22 protein-coding genes and 1 tRNA gene are annotated in these 19,732 nt (G+C 67.5%); 9 read left to right on the plus strand and 14 right to left on the minus strand.

The window, feature by feature from the left end:
* Positions 1–103: 103 nt before the first annotated feature.
* A complete protein-coding gene (gene radA / locus BR78_RS0109140; RefSeq protein ID WP_025560430.1) occupies positions 104–1,471 on the minus strand; it encodes a DNA repair protein RadA in 1,368 nt (455 codons plus the stop codon).
* Between the two features lie 112 nt (positions 1,472–1,583).
* Between radA and BR78_RS0109145 the strand changes: the two genes are divergently transcribed.
* Entirely contained in the window at positions 1,584–2,882 is a 1,299-nt protein-coding gene (locus tag BR78_RS0109145) for an acetamidase/formamidase family protein (protein ID WP_197021337.1), read from the plus strand.
* 230 nt (positions 2,883–3,112) lie between these two features.
* Positions 3,113–4,267 carry a glycosyltransferase family 4 protein gene (locus tag BR78_RS0109150; protein WP_025560613.1) on the plus strand — a complete coding sequence of 385 codons (1,155 nt, stop codon included), beginning with the start codon at positions 3,113–3,115 and terminating at the stop codon, positions 4,265–4,267.
* A gap of 3 nt (positions 4,268–4,270) precedes the next feature.
* Here the strand turns inward: BR78_RS0109150 and BR78_RS0109155 are convergent, their stop codons facing one another.
* Genes BR78_RS0109155 through BR78_RS0109165 form a run of 3 tightly spaced genes read right to left on the minus strand, consistent with a single transcriptional unit; the run spans position 4,271 to position 5,409 of the window.
* Complete coding sequence (locus BR78_RS0109155; protein ID WP_029936252.1) at positions 4,271–4,618, minus strand: PilZ domain-containing protein; 348 nt, start codon at positions 4,616–4,618, stop codon at positions 4,271–4,273.
* A 54-nt stretch (positions 4,619–4,672) separates the two neighbouring features.
* Positions 4,673–5,170 (minus strand): PIN domain-containing protein, encoded by a 498-nt coding sequence (locus BR78_RS0109160; protein ID WP_025560611.1) that lies wholly within the window; start codon positions 5,168–5,170, stop codon positions 4,673–4,675.
* Entirely contained in the window at positions 5,170–5,409 is a 240-nt protein-coding gene (locus tag BR78_RS0109165) for a type II toxin-antitoxin system Phd/YefM family antitoxin (RefSeq protein ID WP_025560610.1), read from the minus strand. Before BR78_RS0109165 ends, BR78_RS0109160 begins: the two co-directional genes overlap by 1 nt.
* 205 nt (positions 5,410–5,614) lie before the next feature.
* On the opposite strand from BR78_RS0109165, the gene BR78_RS0109170 reads away from it, so the two are divergent.
* A complete protein-coding gene (locus BR78_RS0109170) occupies positions 5,615–6,979 on the plus strand; it encodes a cation:proton antiporter (RefSeq protein ID WP_025560609.1) in 1,365 nt (454 codons plus the stop codon).
* A 68-nt stretch (positions 6,980–7,047) separates the two neighbouring features.
* On the opposite strand, the gene BR78_RS0109175 is transcribed toward BR78_RS0109170, so the two are convergent.
* Both BR78_RS0109175 and BR78_RS0109180 read right to left on the minus strand, forming a co-directional pair.
* The gene (locus tag BR78_RS0109175; RefSeq protein WP_025560608.1) at positions 7,048–7,521 is read right to left on the minus strand and encodes an AtaL-like protein; all 474 of its coding nucleotides are present in this window, start codon (positions 7,519–7,521) and stop codon (positions 7,048–7,050) included.
* A 26-nt stretch (positions 7,522–7,547) separates the two neighbouring features.
* On the minus strand, positions 7,548–8,411 hold the full coding sequence (locus BR78_RS0109180; protein WP_025560607.1) for an NmrA/HSCARG family protein: 864 nt from the start codon (positions 8,409–8,411) through the stop codon (positions 7,548–7,550).
* 104 nt (positions 8,412–8,515) lie between these two features.
* On the opposite strand from BR78_RS0109180, the gene BR78_RS0109185 reads away from it, so the two are divergent.
* Positions 8,516–9,412 carry a LysR family transcriptional regulator gene (locus tag BR78_RS0109185; protein ID WP_025560606.1) on the plus strand — a complete coding sequence of 299 codons (897 nt, stop codon included), beginning with the start codon at positions 8,516–8,518 and terminating at the stop codon, positions 9,410–9,412.
* A gap of 9 nt (positions 9,413–9,421) precedes the next feature.
* On the opposite strand, the gene BR78_RS0109190 is transcribed toward BR78_RS0109185, so the two are convergent.
* The 3 genes from BR78_RS0109190 to BR78_RS0109200 form a co-directional block, all read right to left on the minus strand.
* Positions 9,422–10,954 carry a tryptophan halogenase family protein gene (locus BR78_RS0109190; protein WP_029936254.1) on the minus strand — a complete coding sequence of 511 codons (1,533 nt, stop codon included), beginning with the start codon at positions 10,952–10,954 and terminating at the stop codon, positions 9,422–9,424.
* A gap of 360 nt (positions 10,955–11,314) precedes the next feature.
* Positions 11,315–11,662 (minus strand): DUF2218 domain-containing protein, encoded by a 348-nt coding sequence (locus BR78_RS0109195; protein WP_025560604.1) that lies wholly within the window; start codon positions 11,660–11,662, stop codon positions 11,315–11,317.
* 65 nt (positions 11,663–11,727) lie between these two features.
* Complete coding sequence (locus BR78_RS0109200; RefSeq protein ID WP_025560603.1) at positions 11,728–12,318, minus strand: PadR family transcriptional regulator; 591 nt, start codon at positions 12,316–12,318, stop codon at positions 11,728–11,730.
* Between the two features lie 117 nt (positions 12,319–12,435).
* On the opposite strand from BR78_RS0109200, the gene BR78_RS0109205 reads away from it, so the two are divergent.
* From BR78_RS0109205 to BR78_RS0109225, 5 genes are all read left to right on the plus strand, one after another.
* Entirely contained in the window at positions 12,436–13,755 is a 1,320-nt protein-coding gene (locus tag BR78_RS0109205) for a replication-associated recombination protein A (RefSeq protein ID WP_025560601.1), read from the plus strand.
* Positions 13,756–13,878: 123 nt separating this feature from the next.
* On the plus strand, positions 13,879–14,226 hold the full coding sequence (locus BR78_RS0109210; protein ID WP_025560600.1) for an MmcQ/YjbR family DNA-binding protein: 348 nt from the start codon (positions 13,879–13,881) through the stop codon (positions 14,224–14,226).
* On the plus strand, positions 14,223–14,576 hold the full coding sequence (locus tag BR78_RS0109215; RefSeq protein WP_025560598.1) for a hypothetical protein: 354 nt from the start codon (positions 14,223–14,225) through the stop codon (positions 14,574–14,576). The genes BR78_RS0109210 and BR78_RS0109215 overlap by 4 nt, the downstream gene beginning before the upstream one ends.
* Positions 14,516–15,433 (plus strand): hypothetical protein, encoded by a 918-nt coding sequence (locus BR78_RS0109220; RefSeq protein WP_231478219.1) that lies wholly within the window; start codon positions 14,516–14,518, stop codon positions 15,431–15,433. Before BR78_RS0109215 ends, BR78_RS0109220 begins: the two co-directional genes overlap by 61 nt.
* 17 nt (positions 15,434–15,450) lie before the next feature.
* Positions 15,451–15,526, plus strand: a tRNA-Thr gene (locus BR78_RS0109225).
* 12 nt (positions 15,527–15,538) lie between these two features.
* Here BR78_RS0109225 and BR78_RS0109230 read toward each other — a convergent pair.
* The 5 genes from BR78_RS0109230 to BR78_RS0109250 all read right to left on the minus strand — a co-directional run bounded on the left by BR78_RS0109230 (position 15,539) and on the right by BR78_RS0109250 (position 19,731).
* Positions 15,539–16,789 (minus strand): adenosylmethionine--8-amino-7-oxononanoate transaminase, encoded by a 1,251-nt coding sequence (locus BR78_RS0109230; protein WP_025560596.1) that lies wholly within the window; start codon positions 16,787–16,789, stop codon positions 15,539–15,541.
* Entirely contained in the window at positions 16,786–17,409 is a 624-nt protein-coding gene (gene bioD, locus BR78_RS0109235) for a dethiobiotin synthase (RefSeq protein WP_025560595.1), read from the minus strand. Before bioD ends, BR78_RS0109230 begins: the two co-directional genes overlap by 4 nt.
* On the minus strand, positions 17,406–18,527 hold the full coding sequence (locus BR78_RS0109240) for an 8-amino-7-oxononanoate synthase (protein ID WP_025560594.1): 1,122 nt from the start codon (positions 18,525–18,527) through the stop codon (positions 17,406–17,408). Before BR78_RS0109240 ends, bioD begins: the two co-directional genes overlap by 4 nt.
* A 75-nt stretch (positions 18,528–18,602) precedes the next feature.
* Complete coding sequence (locus BR78_RS0109245; protein ID WP_025560593.1) at positions 18,603–18,794, minus strand: hypothetical protein; 192 nt, start codon at positions 18,792–18,794, stop codon at positions 18,603–18,605.
* Positions 18,795–18,900: 106 nt separating this feature from the next.
* Positions 18,901–19,731: a MipA/OmpV family protein gene (locus BR78_RS0109250; protein WP_025560592.1), complete on the minus strand. Its 831-nt coding sequence runs from the start codon at positions 19,729–19,731 to the stop codon at positions 18,901–18,903.
* Position 19,732: the final 1 nt, after the last annotated feature.

Raw genomic sequence — 19,732 nt, forward strand, 5'->3', positions numbered from 1 at the left:
AGCGGGCTCGATGCCCGGTCTTTTCTTTCTTCCAGGCACATCGCTGGGCTCGCTGGCGCTCGCACCCACCCCCAGCCCCTCCCTTGCAGGGAGGGGAGCAGCTTCACCGCCCCAGCAAGTGATCCACGAACGCCCCGAGCGACTTGAACCCCGCCAGTTGCAGCCCGCCGGTATCGGCCTGCGCCGCCGGGGCCATCGCGCGGCCGAAGCCGAGCTTGGCCGCCTCGCGACAGCGCAATGCGCCATGCGCCACCGGCCGCACCTCGCCTGACAAGGCGACTTCGCCGAACGCGATCGCGTCGGCGGGCACCGGCCGCTCCGCCAGCGCCGAGACCAGGGCCGCCGCCACCGCGAGATCCGCCGCGGGATCCTGTACCCGGTAGCCGCCCGAGACATTGAGATAGACCTCGCACGACGAGAAGCTCAGCCCGCAGCGCGCCTCGAGCACCGCGAGGATCATCGCCAGCCGGCCGCTGTCCCAGCCGACCACCGCGCGCCGCGGCGTGGCACCGCTCGCCAGCCGCACGGTCAGCGCCTGCACTTCGACGAGCACCGGCCGCGTGCCCTCCAGCGCGGGGAAGACGATCGTTCCCGTCACGCTCTCGTCGCGGTGCGTCAGGAACAGCGACGAGGGATTGCCGATCTCGGCCAGCCCTTCGCTCTGCATCGCGAACACGCCGATCTCGTCGGTGCCGCCGAACCGGTTCTTGACCGCGCGCAGGATGCGATATTGGTGGCTGCGCTCGCCCTCGAACGCGAGCACGGTATCGACCATATGCTCGAGCACGCGCGGCCCCGCGATGCTGCCGTCCTTGGTGACATGGCCGACCAGCACCAGCGCCGTCCCGCGCTCCTTGGCGAAGCGGATCAGCTCGCCCGCACTTGCGCGCACCTGGCTCACCGTTCCCGGCGCGCCCTCGATCAGGTCCGAGTGCATCGTCTGGATCGAATCGATCACGAGCAACGCCGGCGCCGGGCCTTCGCCGAGCGTGGTCAGGATATCGCGCACCGACGTCGCCGCGGCGAGCTGCACCGGCGCGTTGCCCAGCCCCAGCCGCCGCGCGCGCAGCCGCACCTGGTCCGCCGCCTCCTCGCCCGAGACATAAGCGACGCTCAGCCCGCGGCTGGCGATCTTCGCCGCCGCCTGGAGCAGCAGAGTCGACTTGCCGATCCCCGGATCGCCGCCGATCAGCGTCGCGCTCCCCTCGACGAAGCCGCCGCCCAGCGCGCGATCGAGCTCGGCGATGCCGGTGCCCGTCCGCTCGGGCAGCGCGATGTCGGTGTCGAGCCCGACGAGCTGGATCGCCCGCCCGCCCGACTGGAGGTTATGCTTCGCCTGGAACGGCGTGACGACGCCGCCGGCATCCTCCACCAAAGTATTCCAGTCGCCGCAATCGCCGCATTGCCCCGCCCATTGCGAGGACACCGACCCGCAGGCCTGGCACACATAACGCTTCTTCGGCTTTGCCATGCCGCCACGCTAGCGTAGGAACAGGAAGGGAACAACTGCATTTCGCCAACGCACCGCCCTTGCGTCCCGGAACTTGTCGATTACAGATGTAATCGTCCAAAGGGAGGCCGAAATGATCCGATTGCTCGTCGCTGCGTTGCTGATGTCCGCGCTCTTCCCGGTCGCCGCACGGGCGCAGACCGGCCAATGGATCCTCGCCACCGATCGCTGGGGCAACAAGGAATATTCGACGCTGAACCTCGCCGCCGACGGCAAGACCCTGACCGGCGATTGGGACGGCGACGCGGCCGCGGGCACGGTTCGCGGGCGCCGTCTCAGCTTCGCGGTGAAGGACGGACGTGGGGCATCGTACCTCTTCGAAGGCGAGGTCCGCGGCGAGCGCATCGAAGGCACCGCCGACTTTCCCGACAACAACGATCCCTCGGCGCGCGTCCGGCACCCGTTCACTGCCAGCCGCGTGCCCGATCGGCCGCCGGGCGGTCCGCGGGTCCATGATTTCCGCCCGAGCGACTATTCGAACAGCTTCTCGCCCGATCGCCCGCCCGTCCTGACGATCTGGCCCGGCGATACGGTGCGCACCACGACGATCGACTCCGGCGGAATGGACGCGCAGGGCGTCACCCGCGCATTGTTCGGCAACCCGCAGACCGGCCCCTTCTTCATCGCCGGCGCGGCGCAGGGCGACACGGTGATCGTGCATATCAAGCGCCTTCGGCTGAACCGCGACTGGGCCGACAGCCTCGACACGATCGTCGGCCGCGCACTGGGTTCATCGCTGGTCCCCGAGGCCGGGAAGCTCGGCAAGCCGGTCCGCTGGCGGCTGGACCGCGACGCCGGCTACGCCACGCCCGACGGCGCCAGCGGCGCGCTGCGCGATTTCCGCGTGCCGGTCCGCCCGATGCTCGGCGGGCTGGCGCTGGCGAGCGGCTTCGGCGCGCCGCCTTTGTCGACCGGCGACACCGGCCGGGCCGGAGGCAATATGGACTTCCCGGAGGTCGTCGAGGGCAACAGCGTCTGGCTGCCGGTGCAGCAGCCGGGCGGGCTGCTCTATCTCGGCGACGCGCATGCCCGCCAGGGCGACGGCGAGACATCGCAATATGCGCTGGAGACTTCGATGGACGTCGAGTTCACCGTCGAGCTCGTCAAGCGCAAGGCGGTGCCGATGCCGCGCGTCGAATCCCCCACCGAATTGATGGTGCTCGGCCAGGCCGGCTCGCTCGACGAGGCGCTCAAGCAGGCGAGCACCGGGCTGATCCAGTGGCTCCGCCAGGATTACGGGTTGTCGCTTTCCGAGGCGGCACAGGTGATGGGCAGTGCGGTCCGCTTCACTGTCCCCAATCTCGCGGGCCGGAGCGTCGGCGTGGCGGCGCGGATCGACAAGGCGCTGCTGCCGGCCCGGGCCGGACGATAGGGGGATCGACCCTAAACTCTTCCCCCTCCCTGCAAGGGAGGGGTCAGGGGTGGGTAAGAAAAGGCCGGGCTCGATGCCCGGCCTTTTCTTCCACGCATCTCGAAGGGCTCGCTACGCTCGCACCCACCCCCTGCCCCTCCCTTGCAGGGAGGGGAGTCTGATCGTGAATGGCAATCCACCCAAAGGCCCCGAACTTGCCCCTCACCCCGGCCCCCGCTATCGCCCCCGCGATGCAAGCGTCCGACCTCCGCGTCGCCCTGTTCAGCGGCAATTATAATTACGTACGCGACGGTGCGAACCAGGCGCTCAACAAGCTCGCCGATTATCTGCTGCGCCAGGGCGTGACGCTGCGGGTCTATTCGCCGACCACCGACACGCCTGCATTCCCGCCCACGGGCGATCTGGTGAGTGTGCCCGCGCTGCCGGTCCCGGGCGGCCGCGCCGAATATAAGTTCGCGTGGCATCTGCCGCGCACCACGCGCGAGGACCTCGCCGCCTTCAAGCCCAACCTCGTCCATGTCTCGGCGCCCGAAATACTCGGCCACCGCGCAGTGAGCTGGGCGCGCGACCGCGGCATCGCCACCGTCGCCTCGCTCCACACCCGTTTCGAGACCTATCCGGCCTATTACGGCATCGGCTTCCTCGCGCCGCTGATGATCAAGGGGCTGACCCGCTTCTACAATCGCGTCGATCAGGTCGTGACGCCGGGCGAGTCCATGGCCGAGCTGATCCGCTCGTGGGGCGTCACCACTCCGGTCCGCATCTGGTCGCGCGGCGTCGACCATCAGCGCTTCCGCCCCACCCGCCGCGACCTCGAGTGGCGCCGCGGCCTCGGCATCGCCGACGACGAATTCGCGGTCGGCTTTCTCGGCCGCCTCGTGCTGGAAAAGGGCCTCGACATCTTCGCCGACGTCTGCGCCGCCTTGCGCGAGCGCGACGTGCCTCACCGCGTCCTCGTCATCGGCGACGGCCCTGCGCGCAACTGGTTCGCCGAGCGCGCGCCCGAAGCCGTGTTCGCCGGCTTCCAGCGCGGCGACGATCTCGCCCGTGCGGTCGCCTCGATGGACGTGCTGTTCAATCCTTCGGTCACCGAGACCTTCGGCAACGTCACGCTCGAGGCGATGGCCTGCGGCGTCCCCGTCGTCGCCGCACGCGCGACCGGCGCGGTCGATCTGATCGAGGACGGGGTCAACGGCTATCTCGTCCCCCCGCGCGACGTGACCGCTTATGCCGACGCGATCGCCCGCCTCGTCGCCGATCCCGCGCTGCACAAGGCGCAGGGCGCCGCCGGCCACGCGAAGGCGCAGACCTATCAATGGGACGCGATCAACCAGAAGGTGATCGATACCTATCTCGAAGTGATGGATCGGCGCGCGAAAGCCTGAGCGTCAGAGCGCGGCGAGATGGCTCACGATCGAAGGATGGAGCCGCGTTCCGAACTTGACGCCTGCCGCACCGTCACGCACCCAGCAGATCCGTCCACCGATCGGCGCGAGATGCGCCAGCGCGATGAGCACTTCGTCGCCCACGACATAATCGGTCGCCATGATCCTGCAGCCGTCGGTGGAGACATCGACGACCTCGGCGCGGACGCGAAGCTTGCTCCCGCGCGCGCGCACGCTCGCCTGGATATCGGCCGGCTTGCGGTCGTTCGCCCGGCGCTCGCCTTGCGAAATCCGCGACGGCAGCGAAGCGCCCCGCGTGCCCGGTACCAATTCCACGACTGCCTGGAACATGCTGTTCACCCCTAGGAAATCAGGGTTACTTATCATGCGTTAAGAAAGCATATCTCAGCCCCGTACGAACAAGTTGCGCAGCCATAAAGGCCCGTTGCGCGCCGCCGCCCGCCAGTCGCCATCTTCGTCGATATTGTCGGGTTGGTAGCCCTTGGGATCGAGCAGCTTGAGCCGCGCCCCCCTGAACGCCGCGGAATTGCGCGTGACCAGGGTCAGGCCATGCTCCAGCGCCGTGGCGGCGAACAAAGCGTCGCGCGTATCGGCGAGCGGAACTTGCCCGCGGCGGCGCGCCACCGCGGCGTCGAGCGGCAGGATATGGCCTTCGAACGCCGGCACCACCTGCTGGTCGATCCAGCCGCGCAGCGCCGCGCCCGCCGCCTTGTCGCTGCGTGCGGTCCGCTGGGCCACCGCCTCCAGCTCGACCAGCGTGATCGCCGAGACGAACAGCCGTTCGCGCGCCACGCCCGCGGCCCAGCCGGCAAGCCCCGGATCGGCATCGCCCGCGCGTGCCTTGCGCAGTTCGAAGACGATCGGAGTGTCGAGCAGATACATCACCAGTCCTCGCGCCGGTCCCAGCCCGCGGCGGGACCGGGCTCGGCATCGTCCGCGCCGGGCATCGCCAGCAGGTCGACGATGCTCTCGCGCTGGCCGCTCATCTGCCGAAACGCCTGGATGCTCATCAGCACATGCGTGGGCCGTCCGCGATCGGTGACGAATACGGGTTCGAGCCGCGCGAGTCGCTTCGCGGCGCTCACGTCCTGGTTGAATTCGCGGCTGCTGATCACCTTCATAACGTGCCTACGTACCTATATTGTCCGCGTTGTCATGTAGGTACGTTACTACTGTGTGCGCGACACGCAACAGAAACATCCGCCTGGCCGGAAAAATGCATTCGCCTGCAGGAATTGCAGTTGCGCCGGGCCCGCCGGCCGCGCTCCCTGAGGCGACGCGACGGGCACGAAGCTGCCGCGCGAGGGGATGTTTTGGGGAGGCTATATGCTCGAAATACTGGAAAATGCCTGGTTCACGCTGACCGACGTGCTCAGTCCGCACGGCCCGGCCGTCCATGCCGCGAAAACCTATTCGCCGGCGGACTTCAGCGTCCATTTCTTCCTGCAGCTCGCAGTGATCATCCTCGCCTGCCGCGTCGTCGGCTGGCTGGGCCAGAAATTCTTGCACCAACCGCAGGTCGTCGGCGAGATGATCGCCGGCGTCGTCCTCGGGCCCTCGCTGCTCGGGCTGTTCTTCCCCGATCTCCAGCTCGCGATCTTCCCCAAGGAGACGCGCAACGTCCTCTATGTCGGCGCGCAATTGGGCGTCGGCCTGTACATGTTCATGGTCGGCCTCACGCTGCGTCTCGACCATTTCCAGTCCAAGGCGAAGAGCGCCGCGACCGTATCGGCCGCCGGCATCGCCGCGCCGTTCCTGCTCGCCGCGCTGATCACGCCGTTCCTGCTGAGCGTACCGGGACTGTTCACGCCGGGCATCAGCCAGTCCAATGCCACCTTGTTCATGGGCGCGTGCATCGCGCTGACCGCCTTCCCGATGCTGGCACGCATCATCAACGAGCGCGGCCTCGCCAATTCCTCGCTCGGCACGCTCTCGCTCACCGCCGGCGCGTTCGACGACGCGGCATCGTGGTGCGTGCTCGCCGTGGTGCTCGCCACGTTCGGCGCGGGCCCCGGCGTCGCAGTGATCGCGATCGGCGGCGCCGTCCTCTACGCCGGCTTCATGATCCTCTACGGCCGCAAGCTGCTTGCCCCGCTGGGCCGCGCCGTCGAGGCACGCGGCGAGATGAGCAGCCAGGTGCTCGCGATCACCATGCTGCTCTTCTGTCTCTCGGCCTTCCTGATGGACGCGATCGGCATCCACGCGATCTTCGGCGGCTTCCTGATCGGCGCCTGCATGCCGCGCGGGCTGTTCGTCGAGGAACTCAAGCGCAAGGTCGAGCCGCTCGCAGTCGTCCTCCTGCTGCCGATGTTCTTCACTTATTCGGGACTCAACACCCGGATGGACATGGTCAACTCCGTATCGCTGCTGCTGATCGCATTGGGTATCCTGGCGGTGTCGGTGCTCGCCAAGTTCGGCGCCTGCTATGCCGCGGCGCGCTTCTCGGGCGAGGACAACCGCACGGCACTCGGCATCGGCGCGCTGATGAACTCGCGGGGGCTGATGGAGCTGATCATCATCAATATCGGCCTGCAAAAGGGCATCATCGGCCCCACTTTGTTCTCGATGCTGGTGCTGATGGCGATCGTCACCACCGTGATGGCCACCCCGGTGTTCGAGATCGTCTATGGCAGGAAAGCCCGCGAGAGCGGCGAGCTCGACCAGATCGACGGCCGCCTCGCCACTGCCTGAAGTTCCCCCTGTGCCCGCTCCGTGCGCATCGCGGAGCGGGCTTTTTTCGGGACGAGTATCCGACAGGATCAGAGCTTGCCCTCCGCGAGCAACTCGCGGGTGCGCTTCAGTGTCGACAGCAGGGCAGCCTTATACCCGTTGTCGCCGTCGAGTTGGGCTTGGTCCGCCTGCTCCTCGGGGCTGTTCGGCGCTTTGCCGCGCAGGCCGAGATAGCAATAGAAGCGCAATTGAAGCGCGCCGTCCTCGTCCTCGTAGAGCTCGTTGACGATCACGCCTTCGCGCAGGCCGGCCGCCTGGAAGAAGCTGGCCTTGCGTTCCGGCTCCAGCACGACGATCTCGCGCAGCTCGGCGCCGCCGATCGTGGCTTCGCGGATGAAATGCGTCGCGCTTTCCTCCACGACCTCGCAACGGGTGCAGAGGCCGGGCGGAAGGAACAGGCGCGCGTCACGGGCCTTCAGCTCGAGCCCGGCCCAGGCCTGCCCGCGGGTCAGCCTGGTTTCGCCCTCGGGGTTCACCGGAACGGTGGCGGTCGAATAGATCATGGCGATTCTCCTTGTCGCGCGCTGCTTCAGGCCCCGATTTCGGCGGCGAATTCGCGATAGGTGCGCAAGGGGCGGCCCAGCAGCGCAGTGAGGCGCTCGACATCGCCGGCGGCGGGGACCATCCCCTCGGTCTGGAAGCGATCGGCCATCAGGCGCATGTCGTACGCCATCCAATGAGGCGCGAACTGTCGCAGGTTCTGCTCGAAGCCGGCGGTATCGTCGCCTGGATAAGCGATCGGGCGACCAAGGACCTCGGTCCAGATCGCGGCGATGTCAGCACCCGTCAGCGTATCGGGGCCGACGATCGTGATCCGCTCGAGCGGAAGCGGCGCGCTGGCCTGCTCGCGGCGGATAAGCTCGATCGCCGCGATCTCCCCCAGGTCGCGCGCGTCGATCATCGCGAGCCCCTTGCCGCCGATCGGCATCGGATACACGCCGTAACCGGTCACCACGTCCTTGATGGTGGCGTCGTTCTGGATGAAATAAGCGGGGCGCAGGATCGTGGCGTTGAAGCCCATCTGCTCGATCATCCGCTCGACGCCGAACTTGCCCGCGAAATGCGGCACGTTCACGTAAAGATCGCTGTGGATCACCGAGAGATAGACGATCCGCTGAATGCCGGCTTCGCGGGCGAGATTGAGCGCGATCAGCGCCTGGGTGAATTCGTCGGCCACCACTGCGTTGAGCAGGAACAGCGTCGAGACGCCCGCGAAGGCGCCGCGCAGCGAGTCGATGTCGAGCAGGTCGCCCTGAACGACGGTGACGCCCGCCGGCAGGCTCGCCTTCGCGGGATCGCGGACGAGCGCGCGCACATCGGCGCCGCGATGGATGAGCTGATCGACGACGTGGCGCCCGATTTGGCCGGTAGCGCCGGTAACGAGGATGGTCATGGGATAACTCCTGGTTGATGCCAAATGGCATTCCCGGAAATTAGTGATCCACATGCGCGCCAATAGACGCTATATCTGGACATACCGTCTCACTGGTGGAACACATGGACCTGCTCGCCCTCGCCGATTTCAATCTTGTCGCCCGGCACGGCGGATTTGGACGCGCTGCGCGCGCCGCCGGGCGGCCCAAGGCCACCTTGTCCCGCCGGGTCGCGGAGCTGGAGGCCAGCCTCGACGTGCGGCTGTTCGAGCGCGGGGCGCGCATGCTCAAGCTGACCGAGGAGGGCCGCACGCTCCATCAGCGGACGGGCGCGTTGCTCACCGAGATCAACGAGACCGCGGCTGCCATCGCTTCCGGCGGGCACACGCCGCGCGGGCGACTGCGGATCAGCGCGCCCTTGCTGTTCTCGCAGATCGCGATGGGAAAGATCGCCGCGGGTTTCGCCGCGCGCTTCCCCGAAATCCGGCTCGAAGTGACGACCGAGGATCGGCCAGTTGACATGATCGAGGAAGGCTATGACCTCGTGATCCGCGTCAATCCGGCGCCGGACCAGAGCCTTGTCGGTCGCGCCTTCCTGCGCGATCGGCTGGTGGTGGTGGCGAGCCCTTCCGTCGCCCGGCCGACGGAGGGCATGGCAGCGCCCGCGGTGGTTCGCGGATCGCTCGATCAGGCCGGGGACTGGAAAGTGAAGACTCCGGACGGAGAGCTGCGCATCGTAGTCGAGCCGGTTCTCAGCGTGTCGTCGATGGTCATGAACCGCGACGCGGTTCGCGCGGGGGCCGGTGTCGGACGGCTTCCCGTGTCGCTCGTCAGCCACGATCTGGCTGCCGGAACCCTGGTGCATTGGGGCGACATCGACGGTCCGGAAATCGCCCTGTGGGCGCTCTATCCTTCGCGCCGCTTGCTGAGCGCCCGCGTATCGGCGTTCCTCGACTATCTCAAATCGGCCTTCCCGACCGGAGAACCCGACGAACTGGCCGCCTTTCTCGCCGATAAATGAAGGCGTCGATTAGACGCCGGACGGCACGCCGTCGTTGATCTCGCGGATCGCCGCGCGATGCAGCGGCAGGTCCTCGATCGCCCGCTCGCTGAACGTGCGGATCCGCGCGAACAATTTCTCCGCCGCCTCCACATTCGGGAAATCGCTGCGTCCCGACGAGAGATCGGTGCGGAATTCCATTCCGTAGAGGATGTACTGATAATTGAAGAAGGCGAAGCTCTCGAGATCGAGGATGAAGTCGAAGCGGCTCGGCGGACGCCAGCGCCATTGCCGCAGCAAAGCCTGCAGTGCCTCGGGAATCGAGGCAGGATCCGCATTGTCGCGCCAGAACGGCTCCTCGCGCCGGCTCAGGCAATAATGGAGCTTCAGGAAGTTGATGATGTTCTCGTAGCGCGCGGCCATCAGCCGGTTGAAGCGTTCGGCCGGCGCATCGACCGGGCCGTTATGCGGGAACAGCTCGGCGATCATGCCGACCGCGGCCTCGATCAACACCACCCCGGTTGATTCCAGCGGCTCGAGAAAACCTCCCGAAAGCCCCACCGCGACGCAGTTCTTCAGCCATTGCGCCTCGCGATAGCCGGGCTCGAACGGGATGATCCGCGCCTTGTAATCGTCATGGCCGATATAATCGCGCAGCACGCCGGCCGCCTCCGCGTCCGACATATGCGCCGACGAATAGACGCAGCCGATCCCGCGCGCGCCTTCGAGGCCGATGTCCCAGGTCCAGCCCGCTCCGTGCGCGGTGGCGATGGTGAAGCTCTCGATCGGCGCGTCGGGCCGGTCATAGGGAATCTTGCAGGCCAGTGCGCGATCGGTGAACAATTGGTGCTTCACCGATTTGAACGGCGAACCCAGCGCCTTGCCGATCAGCTCGGCCCGGAAGCCCGAGCAATCGACAAAGAGGTCCGCCTCGAGCGCGCCGTGCGCGTCGGCATGGATGCGCGCGATGCTGCCGTCCTCGGCCAGCTCGACGCCGGTCAGCAGCCCCCGGAGATGGCGGACGCCTAGCGCGACCGCACGCGCCTCGAGCACCTCGGCAAGCCGCCGCGCGTCGAAATGATAGGCATAGTTGAGCGGGCCGGCATAATCGCCTTCCCCCGCGCGTTTGGGCGCGCGCCGCGCCTCGGCCACCCGGTTCTGGATCGTCACTGCCTCGGCGAAGGGCGGCCGCGTCGCCTCGTTCTGGAGCAGCCAATAGGGCACGAGGCTGGCGCCTTCGGTGTAGAAGGGCGCCTCGAACGGATGGAGGTAATGATGGCGCGCGCCGTCCGGCCCGGGCGCGTGCAGCCAGTCGTCGAAGCGGATGCCCTGCTTGAACGTCGCCGATGCCGCGCGGATGAAATGCGTCTCGTCGATGCCGAGGAACTGCAGCGTCGAGCGGATCGTCGGAAACGCGCCCTCGCCCACCCCGATGATGCCGATCTCGGGCGATTCGAGCAACGTGATCTCGATCCGCCCCTCGAAGAAGCGCGCGAGATAGGCCGCGGTCAACCAACCCGCCGTACCTCCCCCGACAACGATGATCCCCCGCTTCTCCGGCATATCCGACTTGCTAGCAGCGGGTGGCGAGCGTGGATAGGCGGCCCATCAATCCTCCTCGCGAAGCGGGGGAGGTGGCATGCGAAGCATGACGGAGGGGGGCTAACCGCAAGCGGGTCGCTAGCACGTATCGACATTCAACAAACTGACTCCCCTCCCTGCAAGGGAGGGGCTGGGGGTGGGTGCGACTCCGGCGAAGGCCGGGGGAGCCCATCGAGCGGCTCGGAAAAAGAAAGAAAGGCCGGGCGTCGAGCCCGGCTTTCCTTACCCACCCCTAACCCCTCCCTTGCAGGGAGGGGAATCTGAATGTCGGAACGGCCTGACGACCAAGCCCCTGCCGCCACTCGCGCGCGGCCCTCCCCACTACGCCGGAGAGGAATGCACCGGATGACGCCAGTCGAAGGCGAGCGGAGCCTCGCGGAACGCGAAGCGGTCGAGGTGGCGGGCCACTGCGCCCTTCAGCCCTTCGAGCTGCTCCTCCGAGGACGCGTCGATGCGCACCTCGAGCCCCGTCTCGGCGACGTTGAAGGTCGCGACGGCGTCGCCCGGATGGTTGGCGCCGCGGGCGTCCCGGGGGAAGATCACCGTCCCGTTCTCGGGCGTGAACTCCACCTGCAGGTTGTGCGACCAGTGCTTGCACAATTGCTGGAGATATTTGCTCGCACTCGACGTCGGCACCAAGGCCGTTGCGCTCGAAGTCGTGATCGTCATGTCCCGTTCCTTCCCTTGCGGCGCCAGCCCCAGCCGGCGCCGCAGCATCTCCAGTCGCGGCATTTTCAGAGCCGCTCGATCTTCCGCGCCGCCTCGTCGAGAATGTCGGCGACGGCATGCAACGTCTCGGGATCAACTTCCGAGCCGCCCAGTCGCTCCTGCAACACGGCGCGCAAATTGCCCATCGCACGGCGAATCGGGCCGCCGCTGGTCCGCGCCTGGTGTTCGCCGAGCGCGGCGAGCCGCTGGAACAGCGCCTCGACCTCGGCCGCCTTCTCCTTGAGTTCCGCGGTCCCCGCCTCGGTGATCGCGAACGCCTTGCGCGTGCCCTCGGCCTTCGCCTCGACCAGCCCCATGTCGTCGAGCATGGTCAGCGTCGGATAGATCACGCCGGGGCTCGGGGCATAAGCGCCGCCCGAGCGTTCCTCGATCTCGCGGATCAGATCATAGCCGTGGCGCGGCTGTTCCTCGATCAGCTTGAGCAGGACGAGCCGAAGCTCGCTCCCGTCGAACATCCGCCGTCCGCGGCCGCCTTCACGGCCCGGGTGCATGCCGCCCCAGCCACCGCCGAAGCCGCGGCCCCAGCCGCGCGGTCCGCCATGCCGGCCGCCGCATTCATGGCCGCGCTCGCGGCCGTGGTGAAATCCAAATCGCATCTCAAATCCTTTTTTAGCGAGTCGTGATGCGTCTAAGATATATCTTGAAAGCATCCGCGCAAGCCCTTTCGCCTAACCTTTTGTAACCTTTCGTCGGGCCGCCTATCTCTGAGAGCTATGGCCGACCTCTTCGCCACCGACGAACAAGCCGCTCCCGCCGAGGCCCCCACCACCGGGCCCCTGGCCGATCGCCTGCGCCCCCAGGCGCTCGATCAGGTCGTCGGCCAGGAGCACCTGACCGGCCCCGAAGGCGCGATCGGACGGATGGTCGCCGCGGGCAAGCTCAGCTCGATCATCCTCTGGGGCCCGCCCGGCACCGGCAAGACCACGATCGCCCGCCTCCTCGCCGACGCGGTGGGCCTCCGCTTCGTCGCGATCTCGGCGGTCTTCTCGGGCGTAGCCGATTTGAAGAAGGTCTTCGCCGAGGCCCGCGAATATGCCCGGATCGGCCGCAAGACCCTGCTCTTCGTGGACGAGATCCACCGCTTCAACCGCGCCCAGCAGGACGGCTTCCTGCCTTATGTCGAGGACGGCACCGTCACCCTCGTCGGCGCCACCACCGAGAACCCGTCATTCGAATTGAACGCCGCGTTGCTCAGCCGCGCGCAGGTCCTCATCCTCCACCGGCTGGATCACAAGGCGCTCTGCAAGCTGCTCGATCGCGCCGAGGAGCTCGAGGAACGCCCCCTCCCCCTCACGCCCGAGGCGCGCGACGCGCTGGTCGCCAGCGCCGATGGCGACGGGCGCTTCCTGCTCAACCAGGCCGAGACGCTCTTTTCGGTCAGCTTCGAGACGCCGCTCGATCCGTCCGCGCTGGGCGACTTTCTCCAGCGCCGCGTCGCGGTCTACGACAAGGACCGCGAGGGGCATTACAACCTCATCTCGGCGCTCCACAAATCGATCCGCGGCAGCGATCCGCAGGCCGCGCTTTATTACCTCGCCCGCATGCTCACCGCCGGCGAGGAGCCGCTCTATGTGCTGCGCCGCCTCACGCGCGCGGCGGTCGAGGATATCGGCCTCGCCGATCCGAATGCGCTGGTCCAGTGCATCGCCGCCAAGGACACGTACGACTTTCTCGGCTCTCCCGAGGGCGAGCTCGCGATCGCGCAGGCGTGCCTCTATCTCGCCACCGCGCCCAAATCGAATGCAGCCTATGCCGCGCAAAAGGCGGCATGGCGCTCGGCGAAGGAGACCGGCTCGCTGATGCCGCCGGCCAACATCCTCAACGCCCCCACCAAGCTGATGAAGCAGATCGGCTACGGCAAGGGCTATACCTACGATCACGACGCCGAGGACGGCTTTTCGGGCGACAATTACTGGCCCGGGGAGATGACGCCCCAGACCTTCTACGCCCCCACCGATCGCGGCATGGAAAAACGCATCGCCGAGCGCATGGCATGGTGGAACGAGATGCGCGAGAAGCGCCGCGATGGATAGCGCGCTCCTGTATCCCGGCGGAGGCCGGGGCCCAGTATCGGAGCGGCTAATGGGGTCGACGCACCTCGCGAAGGACATCGCAGCTGGGCCCCGGCCTTCGCCGGGGAACAAGGAGGCCGAGACGTGAAGGACTGGGACGACGCCTGCGCCTTCGCCCGCACGCTCCCCGATGTCGAGATGGCGTCGTGGTGGGGCACGCTCTGCCCGAAGATCAACGGCAAGGGCTTCCTGTCGCCTGGCCGGGAGAAAAACAGCTTCGCGCTGATGGTCACCCATCCCGAAAAGGAGATGCTGTTCGAGACCGATCCCGAGACCTTCTGGCAGACCGATCACTATGCCAATTATCCGATGCTTCTCGTCCGCTACGGCACCGTGAGCCGCGAACGGATCGAGCTCTACATCCAGCGCGCCTGGTGGGATCGCGCGAAGAAGCCGCAGCGCGTCGCCGCGGGCATGGCGGAGCGGCCGTGAGCTTCGGCTGGGAGGAAGCGGTCGCCTATACGCTCGGCTTTCCGGGCGTGACGATGGGCGCGGGCGCCAAGGGTTCGGTCTCGCCGCAGATCCGCGGCCGTCAGATCATCTCGCAGGGGCGTGCAACCGGCACCTACCTCCTTCGCGCCACTCGTGAGGAAATCGAGATACTCAAGGAAACCGATCCGGGAACCTTCTGGCAGACGCCGCAATATCAGGGCTGGCCGACCGTGCTGGTCAACGCCGCAAGCGCGGAGCCCGAGCGAATGAAGCTGCTGATCGCGCGGACATGGTGGGATCGGGCGAGCGGAGCGCAGCGCGTCGCCGCTGGAAAAGTAGAGCGGCCCTGAACTTCACCAGCTTCATCGCGATCGATTGGTCGGGCCAGGCGGTCGAGCGCCCCAGGGGTCTAGCGGTCGCCCATGCCGCTGCGGGCACCGCGGCGCCCGAGCTGATCGACCGGCGCTGGTCGCGGCAGGACATCCTCGAATGGCTCGAACAGCTCGCCGCCGCCGGCACCCGCGCGCTGATCGGTCTCGACCTCTCCCCCGCTTTCCCCTTCCACGATGAGGGCGCCTATTTCCCCGGTTGGGATGCTTCGCCGCCGGACGGCCCCGCGCTCTGGAAACTGGTGGACGATCTGAGCGCCAGGGACCCGCATCTCGCCGCGACCAGCTTCGTCGGCCACGCGCACGCGCGCCGCCATTTCCGCCAGCGCGGCGACTGCGGCGATCTGTTCCCGCCCGGCCGCGGGCGCTTCCGGGTGTGCGAGCACGGGCAGGAAGCGATGCGGCTCTCGCCGTACAGCTGCTTCAACCTCGTCGGAGCGAGCCAGGTCGGCAAATCGAGCCTGACGGGCATGCGCGTGCTCCACCGCCTGCGCGGCACGATCGGGCTATGGCCGTTCGATCCGCTGCCCGAAAGCGGACCAGTGCTGGTGGAGATCTACACGTCGCTAGCCGCGCGGCTCGCGGGGATGCGCAAGGGCATTTCCAAGATACGCGACGCCGAGACACTCGACCTGATGCTCGCCGCGTTCGGATCCGGGCCGCACGCCCCGCTTCCCCGCTATGACGACCATGCCACCGACGCGATCCTCTCCGCTGCCTGGCTTCGCGTCGCCGCGTCGCAGCCCGAACTTTGGGCTCCTTCCGGCCTGACGCCCGATCTGGCACGAACGGAGGGCTGGACCTTCGGCGTTCCCTGAAGCAAAGGAGCGCGAATGCCGGATTAGCTCAGCTGGTAGAGCAGCGGTTTTGTAAACCGAAGGTCGCGGGTTCGATTCCTGCATCCGGCACCATTTGTGGCAGGTTCAGGCAAACCGCGCCGCTTCCCCGATCGCGTCCCAGACCGCATCGAGATCCGCATCGCCGATGCAATAAGGCGGCATCACATAGACGGTGTTGCCCAGCGGCCGCAGCAGCAGGCCGCGATCCGCGAAGAATCGCAACAGCCGCGGCCCCAGCGCCGAGAGATAGGCCCCCTCCCCCACACCGAGCTCGACCGCCGCAATCGTGCCCAGGGTCCGCGCATTGTGCACGCCCGGAACACCCGCCAGCCGCTCAAGCCGGACGGCCTGCGCCCTGGCCAGCGCGGCGACTCGCCCGAGCACCGGCTCCTCGCGCCAGATCGCGATGTTCGCGGCGGCCGCGGCGCAGGCGATCGGATTGGCGGTGTAGCTCGACGAGTGGAAGAACATCCGCGCGCGGTCGTCGGCATAATGCGCGGCGTAGATGGGTTCGGTCGCCATCGTCACCGCCAGCGGCACCGCGCCGCCGGTCAGCCCCTTGGACAGGCAAAGAATGTCCGGAACCACACTGGCCTGCTCGCAGGCGAGCAAGGTCCCGGTCCTCCCCCAGCCGGTCATCACTTCATCGGCGATGAACAGCACGCCGTAGCGCGAACAGATGCTGCGCATCTCCGCGAGCGCGCGGGCCGAATAGACCAGCATCCCGCCGGCGCCCAGCACCAGGGGCTCGACGATCAGCGCTGCTGGTTTCTCCCGGCAGAACGCCTCGAGCACGTCCAGCGTCTCCTGCTCCGCACCGGCCGCGGGAAACGGGATGGTCGCCACGTCGAACAGCAAGGGGGAATAGGCCTGGTTGAACACGCCGCGCGCGCCGACCGACATCGCGCCGATCGTGTCGCCGTGATAGCTGTGCGCCATCACCACGATGCGATGCCGGGGCTCGTCGCGATTCCGCCAGTAGCCGAGCGCCATCTTGAGCGCGACCTCGACGCTGGTCGATCCGGAATCGGAAAAGAACACGCGTGTCAGCACCGGCGGCATCAGCGCCCGCAATCCCGCCGCGACTGCCTCGGCAGGTGCGTGCGTCCAGCCCGCGAAGATGATCTGGTCGAGCTGCCCCGCGGCTTCCCGGATCGCCGCCATGATGGCGGGGTGACAATGGCCATGCGTCGTGACCCACCAGGAGGAAATGGCATCGACGATCCGCCGTCCGTCCGCGGTATGGAGCACCGCACCCTCGGCGCGCACCACTTCGGGGATCGGTTCGCCGAGACCATGCTGGGTGAACGGATGCCAGATGGCGGAATCGCTCACACGAATTCCTCGATATCGAAGGCGCCGGCAAATGCCGCCGCCAACGTCGCGGCATCGAGCGGATCCAGCCATGGCAGGCGGCCCAGCCGCCGCACGCGCCCGATGCGCGCGATCGTCTCCTCGCTGTCGGGCACCGATGGCCCCACAAAGGCGACTCCGAGGATCGGGACGTGGCGTGCGCGCAGCGCTTCGATCGAGAGGAGGCTATGGTTGATCGTCCCGAGCGCGGTGCGCGCGACGAGCACCACGGGAGCCCGCCACCGCGCGAACAGATCCGCATAGAGCAAGTCGTCGCGGATGGGGACGAGAACGCCCCCCGCCCCTTCGACCACGAGCGGTCCATCGAGTAAAGGGAGCGCCAGTCTCTCTGCATCGATGCAAACACCATCGAGCGATGCCGCACGATGCGGCGAGCAAGGCGTACTCAGGCGATAGGCTTCGGGCAGCACCGATTTCACGCCGAGCGCGGCCACGCGGGCGCTGTCGCCGCCATCGTCGAGCCCGGCCTGGATCGGTTTCCAGTAAGTCGCTCCCGTCGCGGCGGCGAGGCCGGCCGCGAACACGGTCTTGCCGACATCGGTATCGGTGCCGGTGACGACGAGATCGCGCCGGCCCGTCATTGCACCGCTGCGATGGCCGCGGCGAGCGCATCGACATCCGCAAGGGTCGCATTGAGCGTCAGCGAGATGCGCAGCCGCGCGGTGCCAGCCGGCACTGTCGGTGGGCGAATGCCACGAACGTCGAAACCCTGGCCCTGCAGCGCAGCGGCGAGCGCCATGGCGGGCGCGTCGTCGCCGACGATCAGGGGCAGGATCTGGCTGCCTGTCGGCCGGACGCCGCAGACGGCCAGGGCGCGCTCGGCGTGCGCGACAAGCGCGCGGAGCGCGGCGCGGCGCCCGGGCTCGTCGACAAGGCAACGCAATGCCTCGCGGACCGCGGCCGCCATCAAGGGTGAAGGCGCGGTCGAGAAGATGAATGGACGTGCGCGATTGACCATGAAGTCGCGCAACGTCGCCGGCAGGCAAAGCAAGGCGCCCTCGCACCCCAGCGCCTTGCCGCAGGTATGGAGCGTGACGATGTTGTCCGCCCCGTGGAGGTCACCGGCGAGCCCCGAACCGTCCTGGCCGAACACCCCGGTCGCATGCGCCTCGTCGATGAGCAGGAAAGCGTCATGCCGTCCGGCGATGCCGACGAGATCGGCGAGCGGCGCGCGATCGCCGTCCATCGAGTAGAGGCTCTCCACCGCGATCCACGCCCGCCCCGTTCCGCCGCGCCGGCGCCAGTCCGCTATCGCATCCTCGAACGCACCGGCATCGTTATGCGCGACGCCGATCGTTTCAGCGCGTCCAAGCCGCATGCCGTCATGGGCGCTCGCATGAATGAGCGCGTCGTAGACCAGGAGGTCGCCGCGTTGCGGAAGCGCGGCGAAGGCCGCGACATTTGCCGCATAGCCGCTCGAGAAGAACAACGCCGCCTCCGCCCCCAAGAACGCCGCGGCCTCGGCCTCGAGCATTGCGTGCTCGGGGTCGTTGCCGCGCAGCAGCCGGGATCCCCCCGAGCCGACGGGCACGCCGCGCGCGATCGCGTCTTGCACCGCTTCCGCGAGGCGCGAAGCGGTGCCGAGCGCCAGATAATCGTTCGAGGCGAAATCCACGCCCAGACGCGGCCGGAGGGTCCGGAGGCGCCCGAGCGCTTCCAGCCGTTCAAGATCTTCGAGATGCTGGCCGAGCCGCGACATTGCGCGGGACCTGTAACGATAATCCCGACCAAGACCAGCGCCTGCGGCGAAACGGCGGCAAGCGCTGGAGCCCCTTCACCGTCGTCGCGAAGGGAGCGAACTCCAGAACGCAATGGCGAGGAGCAATGTCAGGCCTGCCGCCATCACACCAAGCCCCGCGGAGCGCAGTTCGCGTGCGACCGACATCGCGATCTTGATGAGCACGATCAGCGCGGCGAACCAGAGCAGCGCCCGGCAAAAAAGCAGCACTCCGCCTTTGGCAGCCAAGTTCGTGGTCTTCCTGTCTGGAGGCGATGCTTCGCGAATGCGGGGGCGCTCAACCGACGACTGGGGCGCCCCCGCGAGGGAGAACGGAGGCGCTCCGGCAGCCGCTTCAGAAGTTGTAGCTGACGAAGGCGATGCCGTAGGGCTGCGTCTTCCGCTTGACGATCGGGCTATCCTTGACGTCGCCCAACAGCCTGGTGACACCACCGACGACGCCCACGCCGATCCGATCGGTCAGGCGATATTGCAGGCCGAGATCCGCCTTCGCATCGATGAAGCCGCTGCCCGCGCGAAATTGCGGGAGCCCCGATGCCAGCGATTGTTGCGCGGTCACCCCGAAATAGCGGTTGTTGTGCTTCCGGTCGCCATAGGTCGTCCCGATCGACGGATTGAGCGTCAGCTTCTCGCTGATCATCACCGGGTGGGACAGGCTCGCGTCGACGAGGAAGCCCTTGGTGCTGCCGGCGAAAATCTTGGTGGTGCCGAGCGTGGCCTCGAACCCGAACTGGCGAAGCTTCACGAACCCGCGCGCGCCGAGCCCCAGCGAAAGCTTGCCGATGCCCGGCGGCGCATCCTTCGCACGATACCCGACTGCGGGCGTGAGGCCGACGCCCACCGTCACGCTCTCGCTGTCGAAGAGGTTGGCGCCGATGCCGTCCTGAAAATTGACGAAGAAGCGGTCGAACTGGATGTCGATCGCCGGTAGCGGCTGGAAGCGGTATTTCTTCGCTCCCTGATATGCCGGCATATAGGCCCCGCCGATGCCGATCGAGATATGATCGCCGCCTTCCCCGTTCCCGGCCCCTTCGAATTGGACCGGCACCGCGGCCTCCGCCTCGGCCGGAATCGTCGCTTGCGCCAACGCCGCGTCGGACCAGAAGAACAGCGGCACGGCCATGATCGCCGCAACGCCACCGCACATCATCTTTGTAAAGTTCATG

This window comes from Sphingomonas sp. UNC305MFCol5.2 (assembly GCF_000712135.1).
Lineage (GTDB): Bacteria > Pseudomonadota > Alphaproteobacteria > Sphingomonadales > Sphingomonadaceae > Sphingomonas.

Coding starts and splice junctions, on each gene's coding strand:
- radA (WP_025560430.1), bottom strand. CDS start 1,471: ATGGCAAAGCCGAAGAAGCGTTATGTGTGCCAGGCCTGCGGGTCGGTG.
- BR78_RS0109145 (WP_197021337.1), top strand. CDS start 1,584: ATGATCCGATTGCTCGTCGCTGCGTTGCTGATGTCCGCGCTCTTCCCG.
- BR78_RS0109150 (WP_025560613.1), top strand. CDS start 3,113: ATGCAAGCGTCCGACCTCCGCGTCGCCCTGTTCAGCGGCAATTATAAT.
- BR78_RS0109155 (WP_029936252.1), bottom strand. CDS start 4,618: ATGTTCCAGGCAGTCGTGGAATTGGTACCGGGCACGCGGGGCGCTTCG.
- BR78_RS0109160 (WP_025560611.1), bottom strand. CDS start 5,170: ATGTATCTGCTCGACACTCCGATCGTCTTCGAACTGCGCAAGGCACGC.
- BR78_RS0109165 (WP_025560610.1), bottom strand. CDS start 5,409: ATGAAGGTGATCAGCAGCCGCGAATTCAACCAGGACGTGAGCGCCGCG.
- BR78_RS0109170 (WP_025560609.1), top strand. CDS start 5,615: ATGCTCGAAATACTGGAAAATGCCTGGTTCACGCTGACCGACGTGCTC.
- BR78_RS0109175 (WP_025560608.1), bottom strand. CDS start 7,521: ATGATCTATTCGACCGCCACCGTTCCGGTGAACCCCGAGGGCGAAACC.
- BR78_RS0109180 (WP_025560607.1), bottom strand. CDS start 8,411: ATGACCATCCTCGTTACCGGCGCTACCGGCCAAATCGGGCGCCACGTC.
- BR78_RS0109185 (WP_025560606.1), top strand. CDS start 8,516: ATGGACCTGCTCGCCCTCGCCGATTTCAATCTTGTCGCCCGGCACGGC.
- BR78_RS0109190 (WP_029936254.1), bottom strand. CDS start 10,954: ATGCCGGAGAAGCGGGGGATCATCGTTGTCGGGGGAGGTACGGCGGGT.
- BR78_RS0109195 (WP_025560604.1), bottom strand. CDS start 11,662: ATGACGATCACGACTTCGAGCGCAACGGCCTTGGTGCCGACGTCGAGT.
- BR78_RS0109200 (WP_025560603.1), bottom strand. CDS start 12,318: ATGCGATTTGGATTTCACCACGGCCGCGAGCGCGGCCATGAATGCGGC.
- BR78_RS0109205 (WP_025560601.1), top strand. CDS start 12,436: ATGGCCGACCTCTTCGCCACCGACGAACAAGCCGCTCCCGCCGAGGCC.
- BR78_RS0109220 (WP_231478219.1), top strand. CDS start 14,516: ATGGTGGGATCGGGCGAGCGGAGCGCAGCGCGTCGCCGCTGGAAAAGT.
- bioD (WP_025560595.1), bottom strand. CDS start 17,409: ATGACGGGCCGGCGCGATCTCGTCGTCACCGGCACCGATACCGATGTC.
- BR78_RS0109240 (WP_025560594.1), bottom strand. CDS start 18,527: ATGTCGCGGCTCGGCCAGCATCTCGAAGATCTTGAACGGCTGGAAGCG.
- BR78_RS0109250 (WP_025560592.1), bottom strand. CDS start 19,731: ATGAACTTTACAAAGATGATGTGCGGTGGCGTTGCGGCGATCATGGCC.